An 18403-nucleotide genomic window follows, 5' to 3' on the forward strand; every position below is an offset into this window, starting at 1 on the left:
CCGGTGCCCAGCCTCCGACCTGCAACAAAGGGAAGACATGACTACCACCTTCGACCGCAGAGCGCCTGCCTCCGAGACAACAGACTCGGGCCGCCGCGGCTCACATGCCGTGCGCTGGTGGGTGCTCGTCGTGCTGGGCGTGGCGCAGCTCATGGTCACGCTCGATGCGACCGTCGTGAACATCGCACTGCCCGAGGCGCAGCATGACCTCGGCTTCAGTGACGGCAGCCGACAGTGGGTCATCACGGGGTACGCCCTGGCCTTCGGCAGCCTGCTGCTGCTCGGGGGCCGCCTGGGCGACCTGTTCGGCCGACGGACGACCTTCGTGACCGGCCTGATCGGTTTCGCGGCCGCATCCGTCGTCGGCGGCGCGGCCGGCAGCTTCGACATACTCGTCGCGGCCCGTGTGGCCCAGGGCCTGTTCGCCGCGCTGCTCGCGCCCGCGGCGCTCTCCCTGCTGAGTGTGACCTTCACCGACCCGGCCGAACGGCCGAAGGCGTTCGGCATCTTCAGCGCGCTGTCCGGTGCGGGCGCCGCGGTCGGACTCCTGCTCGGCGGCATGCTCACCGAATGGGCCTCGTGGCGCTGGGTGATGTATGTGAACGTCATCTTCGCGGGCGTCGCGCTGCTCGGCGCGCTGCTGTTGCTGGCCAAGCCCACACACACCGAGCGACCCAAGATCGACATTCCCGGCACCGTCGTGGTGAGCACCGCGCTGTTCGGCATCGTCTACGGGCTCGCGCACGTGGAATCCACCAGCTGGACCGACCCGGTCGCCCTCGGCTCCGTGATCAGCGGCATGCTGCTGCTCGCCGTGTTCGTCTGGCTGGAGCTTCGGGTCGCACATCCGCTGCTGCCGCTGCGCGTCGTGCTGGACCGGACCCGGGGCGGATCGTTCCTGGCCGTCTTCGTCCTGGGCATGGGGATGTTCTCGATCTTCCTGTTCCTGACCTACTACCTGGAGGCCAGCATCGGCTACTCGCCGATAGAGGCCGGCCTGTCCTTCCTGCCCATGGTCGGCGGCATCGTCGCCGCGTCGACCACGGTGCCCTCGCTGCTGCTGCCCCGGGTCGGCCCGAAGATCGTGGTCACCGCCGGCTTCCTGGTCTCCGCATCCGGCATGGCCCTGCTGACCCAGCTCACGCTGAACAGTGCCTACGTCGCCGACATCATGCCGGGCATGATCCTTTTGGGTCTCGGTATCGGTGCGGTGATGACCACCGCGTTCCAGGGTGCGACGGCAGGCGTACACCACGAGGACGCGGGCGTCGCCTCGGCACTGATCAACACCAGCCAGCAGGTGGGCGGCTCGATCAGCACGGCACTGCTGACCACAGTCGCCTCATCGGCCGCGACCGACTACCTCTCCTCCCACAAGCCGAGCGCACTGACTGCGGCCCAGGCCGGCGTCGAGAGCTACACGGCCACCCTGGCCTGGGGCGCCGGGATCTTCGTGGTCGGCGCGGTCCTCACCGCGTTCCTGATGCCGAATCGGGCTTTGGCGCCGTCGGAGGGCGAGCCCGTCATCGCCCACTGAGCCTGAATCCACCGGAATGCGCGCTTGTCGCAAGCGTGGATTGCGGGAAATGCGCCGCCACCTGCGATGATTTGGTGCCCTCTCAAGGCACAAATCATCGCAGGTGGCGGGCGTCTTCCGTCACCACGGCGTCAGATCCACGATGTGGGCTGAATTTCCGAGGCTGACAGTCACGCTGGTCATGCCGGGCGCCGTCGGCCTCATGGGGATGGACGCCTCCCGCCTGCCTGCCGCTGCCGCGGCTGTAGTCGGTATGCGCCATCGCGGCCTCCGGGACCGGTGCGCTCCCCCGCCTTACCGTGTTCGGCACGCCTGCTGGTGGTCACGTTGTTCCACTTCGCGATAACCGCTCAATCCTCTGCAACGGCGCCAGGGGACGCGGGCCTGGCCGGGGCTGCGCGAGCATGGCCGTCGGTCTCATCGCGGCCGCACACCTCAGCTTCGGGGTGACGGGCCGCCTCGGTCGCCAAGGGGCACAACGCGTGCCTGCCCAAACGAAGCCCGACAAGACCGCCGCCCTGGCACAGCGGAACCGTACTCACCTCCTGCTCGACCGTGGGCTGCGTGAAGATCGCCCCGGAGAAGCGTCGTAAACCGATCGGTTTTCTTTTCGTCGCAAGCGAGTTAACCTCGCGGTATGACCACCGAAGTGAAACTGAGCCCCAGGGAGCGGCTGCTGGAGGCGGCGGCCACGCTCACCTACCGAGACGGCGTCATCATCGGCGTCGACACGCTGTGCAAGGCGGCAGGGGTGTCGAAGCGCTCCATGTACCAGCTGTTCGAGAGCAAGGACGAACTGCTCGCGGCGAGCCTGGAGGAGCGCTCCGCCACCTTCGTGGCGACCCTTCTGCCCGCGGCGGACGACAGCCGCTCACCCCACGAGCGGGTCCTGCACGTCTTCGACCAGTTGGAGGAGCAGGCGGGTGCTCCCGGCTTCCAAGGCTGCCGGTACCTGGCTGCTCAGATCGAGCTCAAAGACCAGAACCACCCCGCGAGCCGGGTGGCCCACCGGGTCAAGGCGCAGTTGACAGCCTTCTTCCGCGCCGAGGCCGAACGGGGCAGGGCAGACGATCCCGACCTGCTGGCCCGGCAGCTGATCCTGCTCTTCGACGGCGCCAGCGCCCGCGCGGGGATCGGAGCCGACAGACTGCCCGGGCTCATCACGCCCACGGTCGCCACCCTGCTCGACGCGGCAGGCATGCGCTGACGCGCCCCGTCGTCGGCGGGAGTCTCCGCGGACGGGGTGTCACGTCGATCCAGACGACGGCAATGGTCACCGTGGACGCCTCAGACGCGCGGCTGCATCCCCGCGGTACGGGTGTCGAACTCCTCCGCTCCTACGTCCTGATCCAGCTGGCCGAAGCTACCTGTGCCGACATGAGGCGCCGGCTGAAGGTGTGCGCCACCCCCCACCGCCGCGGCGCGTTCTACGCCCGCTCCAAGAACTGTTCGCGTCTCTCGCACCCCGTCACCAACCACCTGCGACAACACCCGAAAGGTACGCGCCTGCCGGCCCGTCTGAAGGGACGGGAGCTCTCCACGTCACGCTGAAGCGACGCCGTCCGCAGGCGGCCATGGCATCCGGCAACTAGAAGGGACATCATGCGATCGGCAGGTCTGGAAGCAATTGATCTGGGTGAAGTGCCGCCGACAAGACCGCAAGCTTCTTCGCCTGCGGCACCCTCGGCAACACGCTTGCGGCCATCGGGCTTCCCTCGGATGTCGGGCGGTGAGGGAACGCTCCGAAAATGCGATGCGTCAGCGCACGCCTGCTGCGTCGAGCAAGGTGGTCACCGTGGGCGCGACAAGCCCGGTCGGTTTGTCCGCCTGGATACCCGCGCGGGCGCTGGCGCCGTCGAAGACCAGGCTGAGCTGCCGGGCCAGCAGGTCAGGGTCGCTCGCCCCGCCGCGCTCGGCCTCGGCACGGAAGAAGGCGGTCAGGTTCTCCTTGACCTGATGGGCGACCCGGCTCGCGGGGTGGCTCTGATCCTTGAGCTCGATCTGCACGGCCAGGTACCGGCAGCCCCGGAACTCGGGCGCCTCTGCCTGCGATTCCACCTGCTCGAAGACATGCAGGATCCGCTCGCGGGGTGACCGGCCGTAGTCCGCCGCGGGCAGGAGTGCTGCCACGTAGGCGGAGGTGCGCTGCTCCAGCCTCGCCGCGAGCAGTTCGTCCTTGCTCTCGAACAGCTGGTACATGGAGCGCTTCGACACTCCCGCCGCCTTGCACAGCGCCTCGACGCCGATGCCGACGCCGTCTCGGTAGGTGAGCGTGGCCGCCGCCTCCAGCAGCCGCCCTCCGGGGCTCAATTTCACTTCGGTGGCCATACCGCGAGGTTAACCCGAAACGGACGAAATGAAAACCGATCGGTTTCTACGGGGGTTCCGGGCAGAGGCTCGGCGACGGCCTGAGGGAAAGGCCGTCGCCGAGCCCTGATGGTGCGCGCCTGCGGTCCGGCAGACGACATACACCGGGGCCACTCCGAGTGATGGCCCCGCCCTGAGGGGATGTGGAGTGGCTTCCGCTATGCCGGGACGGCGGTCTTCTCGGGCTTCGTCTCCTCCGGGACGCGGTGCAGCCCCTTGCGGTCGTACCACCCCAGTACGCCGAAGCCGAACAGCGCGGCCACCACGAGGCCGACCGCCATCATCACCCAGCCCCGCGTCAGACCCGCGTCGCCTCAGGTGGACTCGCGGTATGCCGCATCGCCGTACGGCGGCTTCCCGCTTCTCTCGGCGGACGATATGTCCAGTACGGCGAGTTCCTGGCCGCCGAGGCTGATGTTCCCGTCGCGTTTGTTGAGGCGGCCTTGGACAGCGACCTGTCCGGCATCAGCGCATGCTGGACCAGGGTGTAGGTGGCGGAAAAGCACAGGAACTCCATCGCGCCGTCGCGGTCTGTGAGGCGGACGACTGCCCAGGTCTTGCCCTGTTTGGTCGTCTTGCGTTGGACGTGCGTGATGAGGCCGGCGAGTTTGACGACGCCTTCGGGTGCGGCCGGACGCGGTGAGCTCGGTGATGGTGGTGGACCGGTGGCGGGACAGGATGTGCTCGGTGCCGTCCAAGGGGTGCGCGGAGACGTACATGCACCTGCGGCAGCCAGGTGCCCACGCCGTACACCAACAGCAGACCGCAGAAGGAGGCGCGCGCCAGAGCAACGGAGTCGCCCAGCGCGCCTCGGGGTGGAACAGTGCCCGCACCGCGGCAAACGGCCCCTGGCTCCAGCGGCCGGTGCGGCGACGACGGTGGGCCAGGGCAGGCCGTAGTGGTCCGCGACCGCGGGGGCCCTGTCCCACTCACCCCGTGCCAGCAGCACGCCGGGCGATTCCGGCAGCAGCTTGAGCAGCAGAGGCACGGCGATCACGCCCGGCAGCACGCCTGCCCAGAAGACCCAGCGCCAGCCCGCGGCCGGGGCCAGAGCCAGCCCGAGCCCCGTCGCCGCCATGCCGCCGACGTGGTACGAGGTCATGAGCAGGCCCGTGGTGAGGGCGGTTCTGCGCGGTGGTGCGAACTCCATGGCCATGGCCAGGCACAGCGGCATGAGCCTGCCCAGCCCGAGGTCGGCGATGAACCGGCCGCACCCGAACAGTCCGACCCCTCCCGCCGTGGCGCAGATCGCCGAGCCGATGGAGAACAGCGTCACGCTGGAGACGAGCGTCAGCCCGTCGGCCCAACCTGTCGGTGAGGTTTCCGGCCGTGAGCGCGCCCACGCCATGCCGAACGTGGTCCAACTGCCGATGGTGCCCGCACTCGCCTGGGTCAGGCCGAGTCCGCGTCGTCGAGCATGTGGGGCATCACGGCGCCGTAGATGCTGACGCCCATGCCGTCGAAGAACACGGCCAGCCGGCACAGGGCCAGCACAGGGAACACCGTGCGGAACGTGTGTGAGGGAGCCGACGCGGCGGACGTGGGGGAAGGAGCATCTGCGTCCTTGGAGATGTGGGGGCCTCAAAGCGCGGGTCTGTCGACAAGTAGGTTCGCGTAGTGAAATATGGTTCACCTCAAGCCATGAGTCTCGGACGACGGTCGGCTGGTGTCAATGGGAACGGCCGGTATTCCGTCTCGGGCACCCGACTTGCATCCCGTGCGTGGACCGTCTGCCAGGTAGCCGGTCCTTTGAGGAGCCATCGATGAGCAGTAGCGAGTTCCCTGAGGTCAGGACGGCGGCAGGCGCGCTGCGCGGTCGCCGCGAGGGTGGCCTGGAGGTCTTCCGGGGCATCCCGTTCGCCCAGCCCCCGGTGGGCGCGGCGCGTTTCGCGGCGCCGGGACCGGTGGACCGCTGGGACGGAGTGCGGGAGGCGTTCGCGTTCGGACCGCCGCCCCCGCAGGAGCCGATGGGCCCCGAGGCGGAACTCCCCACCGGCCTTCCGGCCGGTGACGACTGGCTCACGGTCAACGTCTGGACGCCGGAGACGGATCCTGCCGCACGACGGCCGGTGATGGTGTGGATCTACGGTGGCGCCTACAAGTTGGGCTCCGCCGACGACCCGGCCTACGACGGCAGTCGTCTCTCCCGCGACGGTGACCTGATCGTGGTCACCTTCAACTACCGAGTCGGGATCGAGGGGTTCGCCCTGATCGACGGCGCACCCGCGAACCGCGGACTGCTCGACCAGGTCGCCGCCCTGGAGTGGGTGCGCGAGAACATCAGCGCCTTCGGCGGCGATCCCGACCAGGTCACCGTCTTCGGCGAGTCCGCGGGCGCCGGGTCCATCGCCGCGCTGATGGCCATGCCGCGAGCGCGGGGTCTGTTCCGGCGGGCCATCGCCCAGAGTGTGCCGGGTACGTTCTTCTCCGCCGCGTTGGCCGGTGACATCGCCGAAGCCCTGGCCGGCGGGCTGGGACTGCGCCCGACGGTCGCGGATCTGTCCGGTGTGGACCCGCGCAAGCTGCCCGAGGCGGGAGCCGCACTGACCGCCGGGATGCGCGGGTACGTCGACCGCTGGGGCCCGGTCGCTCTGACCCCGACCCCCTTCTCGCCCGTCGTCGACGGCGATGTCCTGCCCACCACCCCGTGGCAGGCCCTCGCGAGCGGCGCCGCGCGGGACGTGGAGCTGATCGCCGGGCACAACCGGGACGAGTACCGGCTCTTCCTCATGCTCGGCGGGCTGCTCGGACGGGTGGACGAGACCTTGGCCTCGATGGCGCTGGACCTGTTCGGACCGGCCCCCGACGGCGAACGGACCTACCGTGCCGCGTTCCCGGACGCCTCGGCGGAGTACCTGTTCGAACTGGTGCAGTCCGACTGGCTGTTCCGCATGCCCTCCCTTCACCTTGCGGAGGCGCAGGTGGCAGGCGGCGGCCGGGCGCACATGTACGAGCTGACCTGGGCCGCACCCGCCAACGGCGGCGTTCTGGGCGCCTGCCACGGACTCGACGTACCCCTGACCTTCGGTGTGTACGGCGGCCTCGGGGCCATGCTGACCGGGCCCGCGCCCTCGCCCGAGACCGAGGCGCTCTCCGCCCGTTTCCGCTCCGCCTGGACCGCCTTCGCCACCACGGGTGACCCGGGCTGGCCCGCGTACGACACCGAGCGCCGCCTCGTCCAACTCCTCGACACCGAACCGACGGTCACCAGATACCCGGAAGAGGCCGCCCGCCGCATCTGGGAACACCAGGTCTTCGCCCCGCTGCCCCTGACGGCGGCGTAGCCCGGCCACGTCGGGGCTGCTTCGCTCCATGGTCGGCCAGGTGATGACCGGTCGGCCATGGCGCCCCTGGCCCGCCCCGCTGTCACCCTTCGCCGCGAACGGGATGTTCGGGGTCTCGGTCGCGTGCCCGCCGATGCCGTACCCCGGAAAGCCAAGCCTCCGTACCCCTGCCGTACCGCCAATTGACCTCGGTACGGGCGGGCGCCTAACGTTCGGCCTGCCTGTTCGGCATGCGAAATCGACGAGTCGGTGTCCCTCGCGGTGGCGGACGGTGACGGCATCCGCTTCATCCACCAGGCGATCCGCCGCCGTACCTTGTTGCTGAGCTTCCGTATCGGCGGTCTGCTGCCTGCCGAACGCACCGCCCCCGGACCGCTGTTGGCAACCGAGTGGTGCGAGGAGGACTGGACGCGGTGGCGAGAGCGTCAGGTCCTCGACCCTGAAGACTTCGGTTTCCCGGCGACCCGCCTCGGTCGCACGGCGCCGTCGCCGAGGACTTCGAAACACGGGTCGAACGTGCGCGTATGCACGGCTGGGCCGTGGACGACCAGTTGATCGAGACGGGCCTCGTGGCGGTATCCGTTCCGGTGCGCGCCCCGGATGGCCGTATCGCCTGTGTGGCGAGTGCCGTGAGTCACACCAGCAGACACAGCGCCGACTCGTTGCGCGACTCCCTTCTGTCCAGACTGCGTACGGCGGTGGCCGCCATGGAACGGGAGCTCGCTGAGGCCGACGCCCCACCGTCCGAAAGCCGGAGCGCGCCCTCAGGCCGCGCCGCCTGGACCAGAGAATCCAAGCAAGAACTGGGCGGGGAGTTCATCGCGTCATTGGCCCGCGGCCTGACCGTGATCACCGCATTCGGCGAGGGCCGTGCGGAGCTGACGCTCTCCGAGGTTGCCGAGCGCACCGGCCTGCCGCGTGCCACGGCTCGCCGGGCCCTGATAACGCTGGAGCATCTTGGTCATGTCACGTTGCACGGCCGGGTCTTCCGGCTCACTCCACGGGTTCTCGCCCTCGGTTTCCCGCCCCTGTCCAGGACAACGCTGGCCCGAATCGCCCATCCCCACCTCACCGCTCTCACCCGGAGGGTGCAGGAGTCGACGTCCCTGGCGGTGCTCACGGGGGATGACGTCCAGTGTGCGGTCTCCATCGCCGCGGGGCGCATCATGGACGCCGACATCGTCGTGGGCTCACGCATGCCCGCCTACGCGACCTCCACAGGACGGGTCCTGCTGGCGGGTCTGCCGGCCGAGGAGTACTCCAGCCGGCTGGCCCACCTGCGGATGGGGGCGTTGACCCCCCGTACCGTCGCACGGCCCGCCGACCTCAGGACGATCCTGGATCAGGTGCGCGAGGAGGATTACGCCCTGGTCGACGGGGAGCTCGAAGCGGGCCTCCGCTCGATTGCCGTACCAGTGCGTGACCGCGAGGGCAGCCTCGTCGCGGCGATCAACGTCACCATGCACAGCAGCCGCCGCTCGGCCGCAGAGTGCGTCAGTGCCGTCTTGCCGGAACTGCGTGCCACGGCTGTCCGGACGGAGATGGATCTGCACCTGGCCGGACGGTTCGTTCGAGTTCCGCCTCTTTGAACGGCAAGGGCGATGTCGCCAGGGGTAGTACCCGGACTCGGCGACATACGGCACCCGCAGGCCAGTTGCACCGGCAGGTGATCGCGGGCCGTCGCGCGGATGGCTTCGAACCGCCTTTCGGGGACGGCGCCTCACCCGACAGTTCGCCAGGAGTGGCTTTGAGTGGGTGTTCTGCGGGCCTTCGCCTGATTTTAGTTTGAGCCGGTCTCTGGGGTGGGCAGTGCCAGCGGGGTCAGGGTGAACAGGCCGGGCTCGGCTTCGGCGAGGATGCCGCGGTTGACCAGGCGTTTCAGCTTGGCGCGCGCGTGCCTTCGGTGTGCCGGTGCTCTGTGCCGGTGCCGAGGATGCGACAGATATCCCTGGCGCGCAGCCCGTCCCCGTTCTGCTCGAAGAGGGCGAGGATCTGGCGGTAGCCGGGCGGCAACCGCTCGGGCGGTGGGGTGCCGTCCTCGGCGGCCAGTTCCAGCACGGTCTCGCGGGTGGTCTCCAGCCGTTCCGAGGTGCCCTCGGCGGCGGCGAGTTGCCCGGTGAGTTCGGCGATCTGCTCGCGGAGCCGTTCGGCGGTCTCACGCACCAGCCGCTGCCGGGCCTCGATCTTGTCCAGGAGCTTTCTCACCGCCCGCTCCCGCTCGCCTGGGATGCATCGCGCCAGGTCGGGTCGGCGGTGCGGGTGAGGCGGAGGAGCATGACGTCGGACCTGGACCAGTGGATCATCGCCACCGAGCCGGCCTTCACGCAGGCGCCGTAGCGTCGAGCCCGTCCTTATGGACACCTCTGAGAGGGGTTGAGTCCGCTGCTGGTGGCGGCCGCGTCCGGATTGTTCGAGGAGACCCTGGCGGACGAGTCGTCCCAGGCGGGAGCGGGTGACGTTGGTCGAGGGCTCGTCCGTGGGCAGGCCGAGATGCTCGTGCAGATCGCGGACGCGGAACACCTTTCTGGAGTGCTCGTTGAACAGGTCTCGTACCATGCGAGAAACTAACCGCATGTACGGTCAATACTTCGGCGTCGAGACCGCGCCGGTGCGGCGATCCCGAGCCCACCGCGGCCGTCGGCGTTGTACGACGTCGGCGACGCGTGGCGTGGCTGCACCGCACGGAGGTCGGCCAAGGGATCGTCATGGCCTGCACGAGGCTGGTAGCCGAGGAGTTGGACCTCGCCCGCCTGGATCCGCAGCGGCGAAGTCATCAGCGGCCGCCTTGGGCTTCGTCAGCCTCACTCGAAGCGCGACAGAGGTCGCTCCCCTCTTCACGAGGGCACGGTTGAAACACAAGGAGCAGGAATGCGTCGATGTCGTGTACGTAAGGCCACCAAGGGCGTTGTTTCGTTCGCGACGGCATTGCTGGCGCTGGCCGCAGGCACGGGCGTGGCTTCGGCGACGCTTCCGCCCCTGACCGTTCCGGTGTTGCCGGCGCCGCCACTGAGCGACGACGCGTTCTACGTCCCGCCCTCGCCGCTGCCGGACGGCAAGCCTGGTGAGGTGATCAGGGTTCGGGACGTTCCGCTGTCGTCGTATCAGGGCGCCCACGTTCAGCAGATCATGTACCTCTCGACCGACCTCCGCGACCGTCTGGTGCCGGTGACCGGGATGCTGCTGACTCCGCTGCTGCAGAAGCCCGGCAACGACAATCCGGTGGTGGTGGGCACTCCCGGCACCCGGGGTCTCGACGACGGGTGCGCGCCGTCGAAGCAGGCCGACCTGCTGGAGGCCAACCCGAGCAGCCCGGATTACGAGGTCGCCGAGTACCAACAGTTGGTGGCCCTCGGCATCTCCGTCGTCGTCACCGATTACGAGGGACAAGGCACGCCGGGAGACTCGTCGTACCTGGTCGGGCCGTCCGAGGGGCGCAACGCACTGGACGCGGTGCGGGCTGCCGAGCGGATCAACGGCTCGGGGTTGTCGTCGAACTCCCCGGTGGGGATCGCCGGTTACTCACAGGGCGGGCAGGGCGCCGCGTGGGCGGCCGAGTTGCAGCCGGCCTACGCACCTGAGCTGTCCCTCCGGGGAGTGCTGGCCGGTGGCGTCCCCGCCGACATGTTGCTGGAAGTCAATCACCTCAACGGCAACGTGACCGGGGGCGCCGGCTTCGCGCTGTCGACCCTGGTCGGGCTGAACCACGCCTACCCCGAGCTCGACCTGGACGGCAGGCTGACGCCCGAGGGCAGGCAGATCATCAACCACGTCAAGCAGTCCTGCTACATCGAGGACTTTGCCGCGTTCGGCACGACCACCGTCGGTCAGGTCACCAACCCCGACGTCCTTTCCGACCCGGCGTGGCAGAGGGCCTACCGGGCCTCTCTGCTCGGCACGAGGAAACCCGGCGCGCCCGCCTACCTCTACCACGGCACGGCGGACACCATCGTCCCGATCGCCCAAGGAGACATGCTCTACCACGACTGGTGCGCTCGGGGAGCATCGGTGCAGTACGAGGTCATCCCCGGCGTCGAACACATCTCCGGCTTCGTCGCCGGGGCCCCGGCCGGCATCCAGTGGCTGGCTGACCGCCTCGCGGGCAAGCAGGCCGTTGCCGGCTGCCACGAGGTCGGCCTTCCCTGACCCGTCGCGTCTTAAGCATTCCGAGGGGCTCCCCCCATGACTTGGGGAGCCCGGTGGGAGTTGCAGAGCTACTCGTACTCGCGTAGGGCGCGTCGCAGTTGGGCTTCGTTCCCGGTGCCTTCGCTCTTCAGCCCGTCAGGAAGCCGGGGTCGCGGGCGGTTCGCTGGGGGCGGCGGCGTCGGCCAGACAAGAGCGTACGATCCTCAGCACCGCGCCGTCGGGGTCGGCGAGCCCTGGCGCGGTCGCCGGGCGGGTGAGCAGGCCGCCGAGCACCATGTCGACGAGACTGGCGCCGACCTCCTCGGCCGTGTGTGGTCCGGACGGGTCGAACCAGGTCCAGGCCCATTGGGCGGAGCCCATCATCAGCAGGCTCTGGAGGTTGGGGTCACCCTCGCGGAACTGGCCGCTTTCCGTTCCCTTGCGCAGGATGCCTCGTACGAGCCCCAGGTACTCCCCGCGCAGACGTACGCCCTCGCTCAGCGTCTCGTTGTCCGCGAGCCTGGAGATCTCCCGCTGGAAGGCCACCGTGGCGTCGCGGTCATGTTCCTGGTACAGCATGAAAGCGAACAGCATCCCCGCGAGTTGCTCCGGCGGCGAGGACAGCCGACTCATGATCAGGTATGCCTCGGCGAGCCTGCGGCGCATGTAGGACTCGTGCAGCGCGGCGAGCAGCCGGTCCTTCGTGCCGTAGTGGTGGACGATGGTGCCTTTGGAGATGCCCAGTTCCGCCGCGATGTCGCTGAAGTTGGTGCCGTCGTAGCCGGACTGGGCGACTCGGCGGGTGAACGACTCCAGGATGTGGCCCGACCTGCCCGGGGCGCCCGCACCCGCGCGCCTAGCAGCCATTTCAGGTTCCTCCGTGCTCCCGACGACGATCGGCCCTCAGCCTATCGCGTCGGCTGACCGTACGAGCGACCAGTCAGGCGGGCACGGTGAACGCGGGGAACGGCTCACCGTGGTCCGGGCGCAGGATCGTCAGGACCAGTGCCGTCCCCGGTGGCGGGGCGGAGGATGCACCCAGGACCGGCGCGTGCATCCAGGGCCCTTCGGCGAGTTCGACCAGGGCCTGGATCGTGGCGGTCCCGGCTTCGCCCGGGGTCGACACCGCGGCCACGACCCGCGCGGTGCCCATGGTCTCGGCCCATCGCAGGTCCCGTGACTCACAGGCCGTGCACGCTTCGGCGTCAGGGCGACAGTGGTGGCCGCACGCGTCGCAGCGACGGATCAGCAGCAGGCCCTCCGTGAGCCCATCGAACCATGCCGCGGATGCCGCGTCCCGTCGGGCGATGATGTGCGCGGTCATGGAAAGCTCCTTCAGGAGGCGTGCCCGGCGCCGAGCACCAGGGTCGCGTGGTGGTCGAGGACGCCGCCGTTGCCACTGACCAGCGCGACGTCGTGGCGGGGGACCTGGCGGCCCTCACCGGCCTGGCCGCGTACCTGCTGGACGGCTTCGACCAGCGGGGTCATGCCCCAGAGGTAGAAACCCGACAGCTGTCCGCCGCCGGTGTTGGTGGGCAGCGCGCCGCCGGGGGCGAGCGCGCCGGAGGCCGCCAGTTCTCCGGCTTCCCCCTTCGCACAGAACCCGTAGTCCTCCAGGGTGACCAGCACCGTGTAGGTGTAGCAGTCGTAGATCTCCCGGACGTCCACGTCGGACGGGGTGATACCGGCCATCTTCATCGCGGCGGCTCCCGAGGCGGCGGCTCCCGTGACGAGACCGAAGTCGCTGCCCCGCTCCATCACGTATCCCGGGTGTGCCTGGCCCCAGCCCCACACGTGGACCGGTGGCCTGGGCAGGGCGGCGGCGCGCTCGGCGGTGGTGACGACCACGGCGGCGCCTCCGTTGGAGACCAGGCAGCAGTCGAACAGATGCAGTGGCTCCACCACCCAGCGGGACCGGTGGTAGTCCTCCAGGGTCAGCGGCTTGCGGAATTGTGCGGCGGGGTTGTGCGCGGCCCACTGCCGTTGCCCGACCGCGACGGCACCGAGGTGGTCGTCGGTGACGCCGTAGTGCGCCATGTAGCGGGCGGCGGCCACGGCGTAGCGGTGGTTGACGCTGGTGAATCCGCCGGCTGTCTCCGCGCTGCGGAAGCCGGTGGCGGCGAGCGAACTGGAGAGGTACGCGTCCCCGCTCCGGGCGTTCTCGCGCAGCGGCGCGTCCGCGAAGACGCAGACAACGGTGGTCGCGGCGCCGGAGAGCACGGCCGTGGCGGCCTGGGCGACCATGATGCCCGCGGAGGCTCCGAAGGACTGCACCTGGGAGAGCAGGGTGAGGTCGCGCAGGCCCAGACGCTTGGCCAGGCCCAGGTCGAGGCCCGGGCTCTTGCCCGCGTTGATCAGGAGTCCGTCCACGTCCCGCAGTTTCAGGCCGGCGTCCGTCACCGCGAGCCGTACCGCCTCGTCGGCGAAGTCCGCCGCAGTACGCCCGTACACCTTGCCGACCTCGGTCAGGCCGAGGCCCGCGATCGCCGCATGACGGCCGCTCATCCGGATCTCCCTTCTTCAAGCCGCTCGTCAGGCCACTGCGGTGGTTCGGCGTGCCCGCGCGCTGCGTTCGCGTGCGAAGTCCAGCGCGTCGTTCCAGGTACAACCGCGATTGATCATCACCCGGTACTTCATGACATGGGTGGGGTGGTCGACTGCCAGCGCGCCGGTGAGGCGTTCGCCGGTGCGGTAGAGCGCCACCCATCGCCCGTCCGCCGGATCACCGCTGACCACCCGGACTTCGTCGGCCCGGGAGATCCCGACGAACTGGATGCGGGTGCCGTACCAGTCCGACCAGAAGTAGGGGACGGTGGAGTACGGCCGGGCCTCCCCCGGGTTCAGGGCGTTGACAGCGGCGGTCGCGCCCTGCTCGGCGGCGCTGGTCCAGTGCTCGAGCCTCATCGGCTGTCCGAACAACGGGTTGTACCAGTGCGCGACGTCACCGGCGGCGTAGACGCTGGGTACCGACGTGGCCAGCGTCCGGTCGCAGCGCACCCCGTCGGCGAGCGCGACGCCGGAGCCGTCCAGCCAGGAGGTGGCCGGGTCGGCGCCGATGCCGGCCACGACGAGGTCCGCGTGCAGCGTGCTGCCGTCCCCGAGTTCGACGCCGATTCCGTCGCCGTCCCGCCGGATCGCCCGCACGCTCACCCCGCGCCGCAGATCGGTGCCGGCCCGGTCGTGCAGCGCGGCGCAGGCCATACCCATCTCGTCGCCCAGGGCCCGGCGCAGGGGAACGTCGGCGGCCTCCACGACGGTCACCGGCAGGCCCCGCTCACGGGCGGCCGAGGCGACCTCCGAGCCGATGAAACCGGCGCCGACGACGACGAGCCGGGCTCGGTCGTCGAGCGCCCGGCGAACCGCCGCCGCGTCGTCGGCCGTACGCAGGGTGTGGACGCCCGCGAGGCCCTCCGTTGCGGGCAGGACGCGGGCGACGGCTCCGGTGGCGATGACCAGCGCGTCGTACGGGACCGGGGCGCCGCCGTCCACCAGGACCGCACCGCCTTCGGTGTCCAGGCCGGTCGCGCGGGCGCCGAGCCGCAGGTCGACGCCGAGTTCGCCGCGCAGGGTGTCCTCGGTGCGGAAGGTGGTGTCCGGGGGGCCGCCGGGTGCCTCGGCCAGATACGCCTTGGACAGGGGCGGACGGTCGTACGGCAGGTGGTCCTCGGCGCCGATGAGCGTGATGGAACCGGTGAAGCCGCTCGCGCGGGCGCCTTCGACGGCGCGCAGTCCGGCCAGGGAGGCGCCGACGACGACCAGTCGCTGTGGTGTGGTCACGGCCGTCAGTCCTCGGTCAGCCGGAGGGCCTCGGTCGGGCAACTGGTCACCGCTGCCCGGATCTCGGCCAGTCTTCCGTCGGGGACGACGTCGGTGCTGAGGACGAGAGCGCCGTCGTCGTCCACCTCGAAGACGTCGGGCGACAGGGACTCGCAGATGCCGAGGCCGGTGCACTTCCCGCGGTCGAGCAGGATCTTCATGGTCGGGTCGCCTCCTTGGCGTCGAGAGGGCTGGGCGAGGGGCTAGGCGGCCGGACCGAGCTGGACGGGCAGTCGCCGGATTCCGTTGATGAAGTTGGAGCGGAACCGCTCCGGTTCGCCGGCGAGCCGCATGTGCGGGAACCGGGCGAAGAGCCTGCCGAGCAGCACCCGCGCCTCCATCCGGGCCAGGCTGTTGCCCAGGCAGAAGTGCGTGCCGGTGCCGAAGGCGAGGTGGTTGACCGGGTTGCGGGTGATGTCGAAGCGGTCCGGGTCGGCGTACACGGCCTCGTCGCGGTTGGCGGAGCCGTAGAACATCACGACCTTCTGGCCTTCCTCGATCCGTTGGCCACCGAGGACGGTGTCGCGGGTCGCCGTACGCCGGAACTGGATCACCGGCGAGTGGAAGCGCAGCGCCTCCTCGATCGCGGACGGCAGCAGCTCGGGGTCGGCGCGCAGGGCGTCCCACTGGTCGGGGTGGTCGCCGAGGGTGAGCACGGCTCCGGTCAACAGGTTGCGAGTGGTCTCGTTGCCCGCGATCACCAACAGCTGGAAGAAGCGGTTCAGGTCCCCGTCCGACAGCCGTTCGCCGTCGACCTCCGCGTTGACGATGGTGCTCCAGACGTCGTCGGTGGGGTGTGCGCGTTTGGCCCGGGTCTGCTCGGCGGCGTACGCGAACATCTCGGTGAAGGCGGAGACGAAGGCCGGCAGGCCGCCGTACGAGGGGTCGTCGAGCCCGACCATCCGGTTGGTCCAGTCGTACAGCAGACCGCGGTCGGCGGAAGACACCCCGAGGACATCGGCGAGGACGCGCAGCGGCATCTCGGACGACACCTTCTCCACCAGATCGATCTCGGTGCCCGGCTCCAGGTCCGCCACGATGGCTTCCGCGTGGGCATCGACAGAGTCGAACATGCCCTTCACCATGCGCGGGGTGAACGCCTTGCTGACGATGGACCGCAGCTTGCCGTGGTCGGGCGGGTCGATGTTGAGCATCATCTGCTGGAGCGCGGCAACGTCCTTCGGCCGCTGGTCCCTCAGGAACGTCGCTCCCCTGTGCGAGGAGAAGACAGCCGGGTCGCGGGACACCGTGACGACATCCTCGTACCTGGTCACGGCCCAGAAGCCCGGTCCGCCGGCGAAGCCCTCGGAGGGGGGTTCCTCGATCCAGGCCACGGGCCGCGTCCGGCGCAGCTCCGCGAACAGGTGGTGCGGGACTCCATCGCGGTAGGTGTCCGGATGCCCCAGGTCCGGGCCCAGCGTCTGAGCGATCACTCGAACTCCTCGAATCCCTCGTCGTTCTGAACATGCACCGTTGTTATTGACCGTACGTACGGTCTAACGTAAACACGCAGCCTACCCAACGGTCAACCGCTCGAGTGAGAGGGCGGGGCCGGGACATCAGGAAGGGCACATCATGGACAGCACGATGCAGGAGGCGGAGCTGCTGGTCAGCGGCATCTTCCGGCATGGAGCCGCCGTGCACGCGGACAGCCGCGTCCACCACTACAGGGGAGATACGACCACCTCGACGGCCTTCTCGGGTCTGGCCGAGCGGACCGAGCGGCTGGCCGCCGCGCTCGCCGGACTGGGGATCGGGCGGGACGACGTGGTCGCCACTCTGGCCTGGAACACCCCGGCCCATCTTGCGGCGTACTTCGCCGTCCCGGGTATGGGCGCGGTGCTGCACACGCTGAACCTGCGGTTGCACGACGACCAGCTGGTCTACATCGCAGGCCATGCAGCCGACAAGGCCGTCATCGTGGACGCGGACCTGGTGCCGCAGCTGCAGCGGATCATCGACCGGCTGCCCACCGTCCAGCACGTGATCGTCGTCGGCGAGGCACGGCTGGAGGCCCCGCCGTGGGTCACCGTGCACGACTACGACACCTTGCTGAACGCCGCCCCGCCCGGCTTCGACTGGCCGGAGCTGCCGGAACGCTCGGCGGCCGTCCTGTGCTACACCACCGGCACCACCGGCGCCCCGAAGGGGGTGGCGTACAGCCACCGCTCGATCTACCTGCACACCCTGCAGATCTCCACCGGCAGCGCCTATGCCATGAGCGACGCCGACCGGGTGCTGCCCATCGTGCCGATGTTCCACGCAAACGCCTGGGGCTGGCCGTACGCGGCCTGGCTGGCCGGGGCGGACCTGATCATGATCGACCGGTTCCTGCAGCCCGCGCATCTCGCCCACGCGATCTGCGACCTCAAGGCGACCGCGGCGGCGGCGGTGCCGACACTGTGGAGCGGACTGGACGACCACGGGGTCGCCACGGGCGCGGACTTCAGCAGCCTCCGGCTGGCCGTGGCAGGGGGATCGCCGCTGTCGGCCGCGCTGGCGGACAGCTTCCACGCCCACCACGGGGTGCGGCTCACCCAGGGCTGGGGCATGACGGAGACAAGCCCCCTGCTGACCTTCTCCCGCCCGCCGCACGGCACCCCTGACGACCAGGCGACCGGATGGACCACCCGCAGCGGCCGACTCGTGCCCGGGGTGCGGGCCCGTGTGGTGGACGAGTCGGGAGCCGAACTGCCCTGGGACGGCAACGCCGTGGGTGAGATCGAGCTGAGCGGCCCGACCGTCGCGGGGTCGTACTTCCGGGCCACGGCCGAGGAGCAGGCCGACAAGTTCCGCGACGGCCGGCTGCGCAGCGGTGACCTGGGGGTGATTCACCCGGGCGGATGGGTGGAGCTGAAGGACCGGCTCAAGGACGGCATCAAGAGCGGGGGCGAGTGGATCTCCACCGTGGAGCTGGAGAACGCGCTGGCCGGGCACCCGGCGGTCGCGGAGGTCGCGGTGGTGGGCGTGCCCGACCCGAGGTGGGAGGAACGACCGCTGGCCTGTGTGACGTTGCGCGACGGGGCGACCGTGACCCCGGAGGAACTGCGGGCGTTCCTCACCGGCCGGGTCGCCCGCTGGTGGCTGCCGGAGCGCTGGGCGTTCGTCGAGCGGATCCCGAGAACGAGCGTGGGCAAGCTCGACAAGAACCGGATCAGGCGGGCCTACGCCGATCAGGAGCTCGCGGTGACCACGCTGGGCTGAGCGCCGGAGAAGGGGGTGGGGGGAGCATGGGGATGAGCTGCTCCGGTCACCGCCAGGACAAAAGCTCAAGGAG

The 18403-nt window shown here is 69.8% G+C and carries 16 protein-coding genes and 1 pseudogene; 7 read left to right on the forward strand and 10 right to left on the reverse strand.

Translation table 11 applies throughout. The annotated features are described in order from the left end of the window. The first annotated feature begins 37 nt into the window (after positions 1–37). From K1J60_RS03590 to K1J60_RS03600, 3 genes are all read left to right on the forward strand, one after another. Positions 38–1537: an MFS transporter gene (locus tag K1J60_RS03590; protein ID WP_220651257.1), complete on the forward strand. Its 1500-nt coding sequence runs from the start codon at positions 38–40 to the stop codon at positions 1535–1537. A 637-nt stretch (positions 1538–2174) separates the two neighbouring features. Beyond that, positions 2175–2744: a TetR/AcrR family transcriptional regulator gene (locus K1J60_RS03595; protein WP_220644874.1), complete on the forward strand. Its 570-nt coding sequence runs from the start codon at positions 2175–2177 to the stop codon at positions 2742–2744. A 71-nt stretch (positions 2745–2815) separates the two neighbouring features. Beyond that, the gene (locus tag K1J60_RS03600; protein WP_220644875.1) at positions 2816–3088 is read left to right on the forward strand and encodes a hypothetical protein; all 273 of its coding nucleotides are present in this window, start codon (positions 2816–2818) and stop codon (positions 3086–3088) included. 207 nt (positions 3089–3295) lie between these two features. On the opposite strand, the gene K1J60_RS03605 is transcribed toward K1J60_RS03600, so the two are convergent. From K1J60_RS03605 to K1J60_RS45580, 3 genes are all read right to left on the reverse strand, one after another. Further along, positions 3296–3865 (reverse strand): TetR/AcrR family transcriptional regulator, encoded by a 570-nt coding sequence (locus K1J60_RS03605; protein ID WP_220644876.1) that lies wholly within the window; start codon positions 3863–3865, stop codon positions 3296–3298. A gap of 197 nt (positions 3866–4062) precedes the next feature. Further along, positions 4063–4188: a hypothetical protein gene (locus K1J60_RS03610; protein ID WP_398683105.1), complete on the reverse strand. Its 126-nt coding sequence runs from the start codon at positions 4186–4188 to the stop codon at positions 4063–4065. 14 nt (positions 4189–4202) lie between these two features. Continuing rightward, positions 4203–5180, reverse strand: coding sequence for an MFS transporter (locus tag K1J60_RS45580; RefSeq protein ID WP_398683106.1), 978 nt, complete (start codon positions 5178–5180; stop codon positions 4203–4205). 487 nt (positions 5181–5667) lie between these two features. On the opposite strand from K1J60_RS45580, the gene K1J60_RS03625 reads away from it, so the two are divergent. Together K1J60_RS03625 and K1J60_RS03630 are read left to right on the forward strand one after the other, a co-directional pair. After that, positions 5668–7188, forward strand: a complete 1521-nt coding sequence (locus K1J60_RS03625) for a carboxylesterase/lipase family protein (RefSeq protein ID WP_220644877.1) — start codon at positions 5668–5670, stop codon at positions 7186–7188. Positions 7189–7416: 228 nt separating this feature from the next. Continuing rightward, positions 7417–8777: pseudogene (locus K1J60_RS03630) on the forward strand (IclR family transcriptional regulator domain-containing protein); the annotation flags it as partial. Positions 8778–9066: 289 nt separating this feature from the next. Here the strand turns inward: K1J60_RS03630 and K1J60_RS03635 are convergent. Next, entirely contained in the window at positions 9067–9393 is a 327-nt protein-coding gene (locus K1J60_RS03635) for a hypothetical protein (RefSeq protein WP_259407538.1), read from the reverse strand. 663 nt (positions 9394–10056) lie between these two features. Between K1J60_RS03635 and K1J60_RS03640 the strand changes: the two genes are divergently transcribed. Next, positions 10057–11331 carry a lipase family protein gene (locus tag K1J60_RS03640; RefSeq protein WP_220644878.1) on the forward strand — a complete coding sequence of 425 codons (1275 nt, stop codon included), beginning with the start codon at positions 10057–10059 and terminating at the stop codon, positions 11329–11331. Between the two features lie 135 nt (positions 11332–11466). Here the strand turns inward: K1J60_RS03640 and K1J60_RS03645 are convergent, their stop codons facing one another. The 6 genes from K1J60_RS03645 to K1J60_RS03670 all read right to left on the reverse strand — a co-directional run bounded on the left by K1J60_RS03645 (position 11467) and on the right by K1J60_RS03670 (position 16559). Continuing rightward, positions 11467–12177: a TetR/AcrR family transcriptional regulator gene (locus tag K1J60_RS03645; protein WP_220644879.1), complete on the reverse strand. Its 711-nt coding sequence runs from the start codon at positions 12175–12177 to the stop codon at positions 11467–11469. A 73-nt stretch (positions 12178–12250) separates the two neighbouring features. Further along, entirely contained in the window at positions 12251–12634 is a 384-nt protein-coding gene (locus K1J60_RS03650; protein ID WP_220644880.1) for a Zn-ribbon domain-containing OB-fold protein, read from the reverse strand. A gap of 11 nt (positions 12635–12645) precedes the next feature. Then, positions 12646–13815: a thiolase family protein gene (locus K1J60_RS03655; protein ID WP_220644881.1), complete on the reverse strand. Its 1170-nt coding sequence runs from the start codon at positions 13813–13815 to the stop codon at positions 12646–12648. A 27-nt stretch (positions 13816–13842) separates the two neighbouring features. Continuing rightward, positions 13843–15087, reverse strand: coding sequence for an NAD(P)/FAD-dependent oxidoreductase (locus K1J60_RS03660; protein ID WP_259407539.1), 1245 nt, complete (start codon positions 15085–15087; stop codon positions 13843–13845). A 5-nt stretch (positions 15088–15092) separates the two neighbouring features. Next, a complete protein-coding gene (locus tag K1J60_RS03665; protein ID WP_220644882.1) occupies positions 15093–15287 on the reverse strand; it encodes a ferredoxin in 195 nt (64 codons plus the stop codon). Between the two features lie 42 nt (positions 15288–15329). Continuing rightward, positions 15330–16559: a cytochrome P450 gene (locus K1J60_RS03670; protein WP_259407540.1), complete on the reverse strand. Its 1230-nt coding sequence runs from the start codon at positions 16557–16559 to the stop codon at positions 15330–15332. A 142-nt stretch (positions 16560–16701) separates the two neighbouring features. Between K1J60_RS03670 and K1J60_RS03675 the strand changes: the two genes are divergently transcribed. Continuing rightward, complete coding sequence (locus tag K1J60_RS03675) at positions 16702–18330, forward strand: long-chain-fatty-acid--CoA ligase (protein ID WP_220644883.1); 1629 nt, start codon at positions 16702–16704, stop codon at positions 18328–18330. The last annotated feature ends 73 nt before the right edge of the window (positions 18331–18403 follow it).

The organism is Streptomyces akebiae (assembly GCF_019599145.1).
GTDB classification, from domain to species: Bacteria; Actinomycetota; Actinomycetes; order Streptomycetales; family Streptomycetaceae; genus Streptomyces; species Streptomyces akebiae.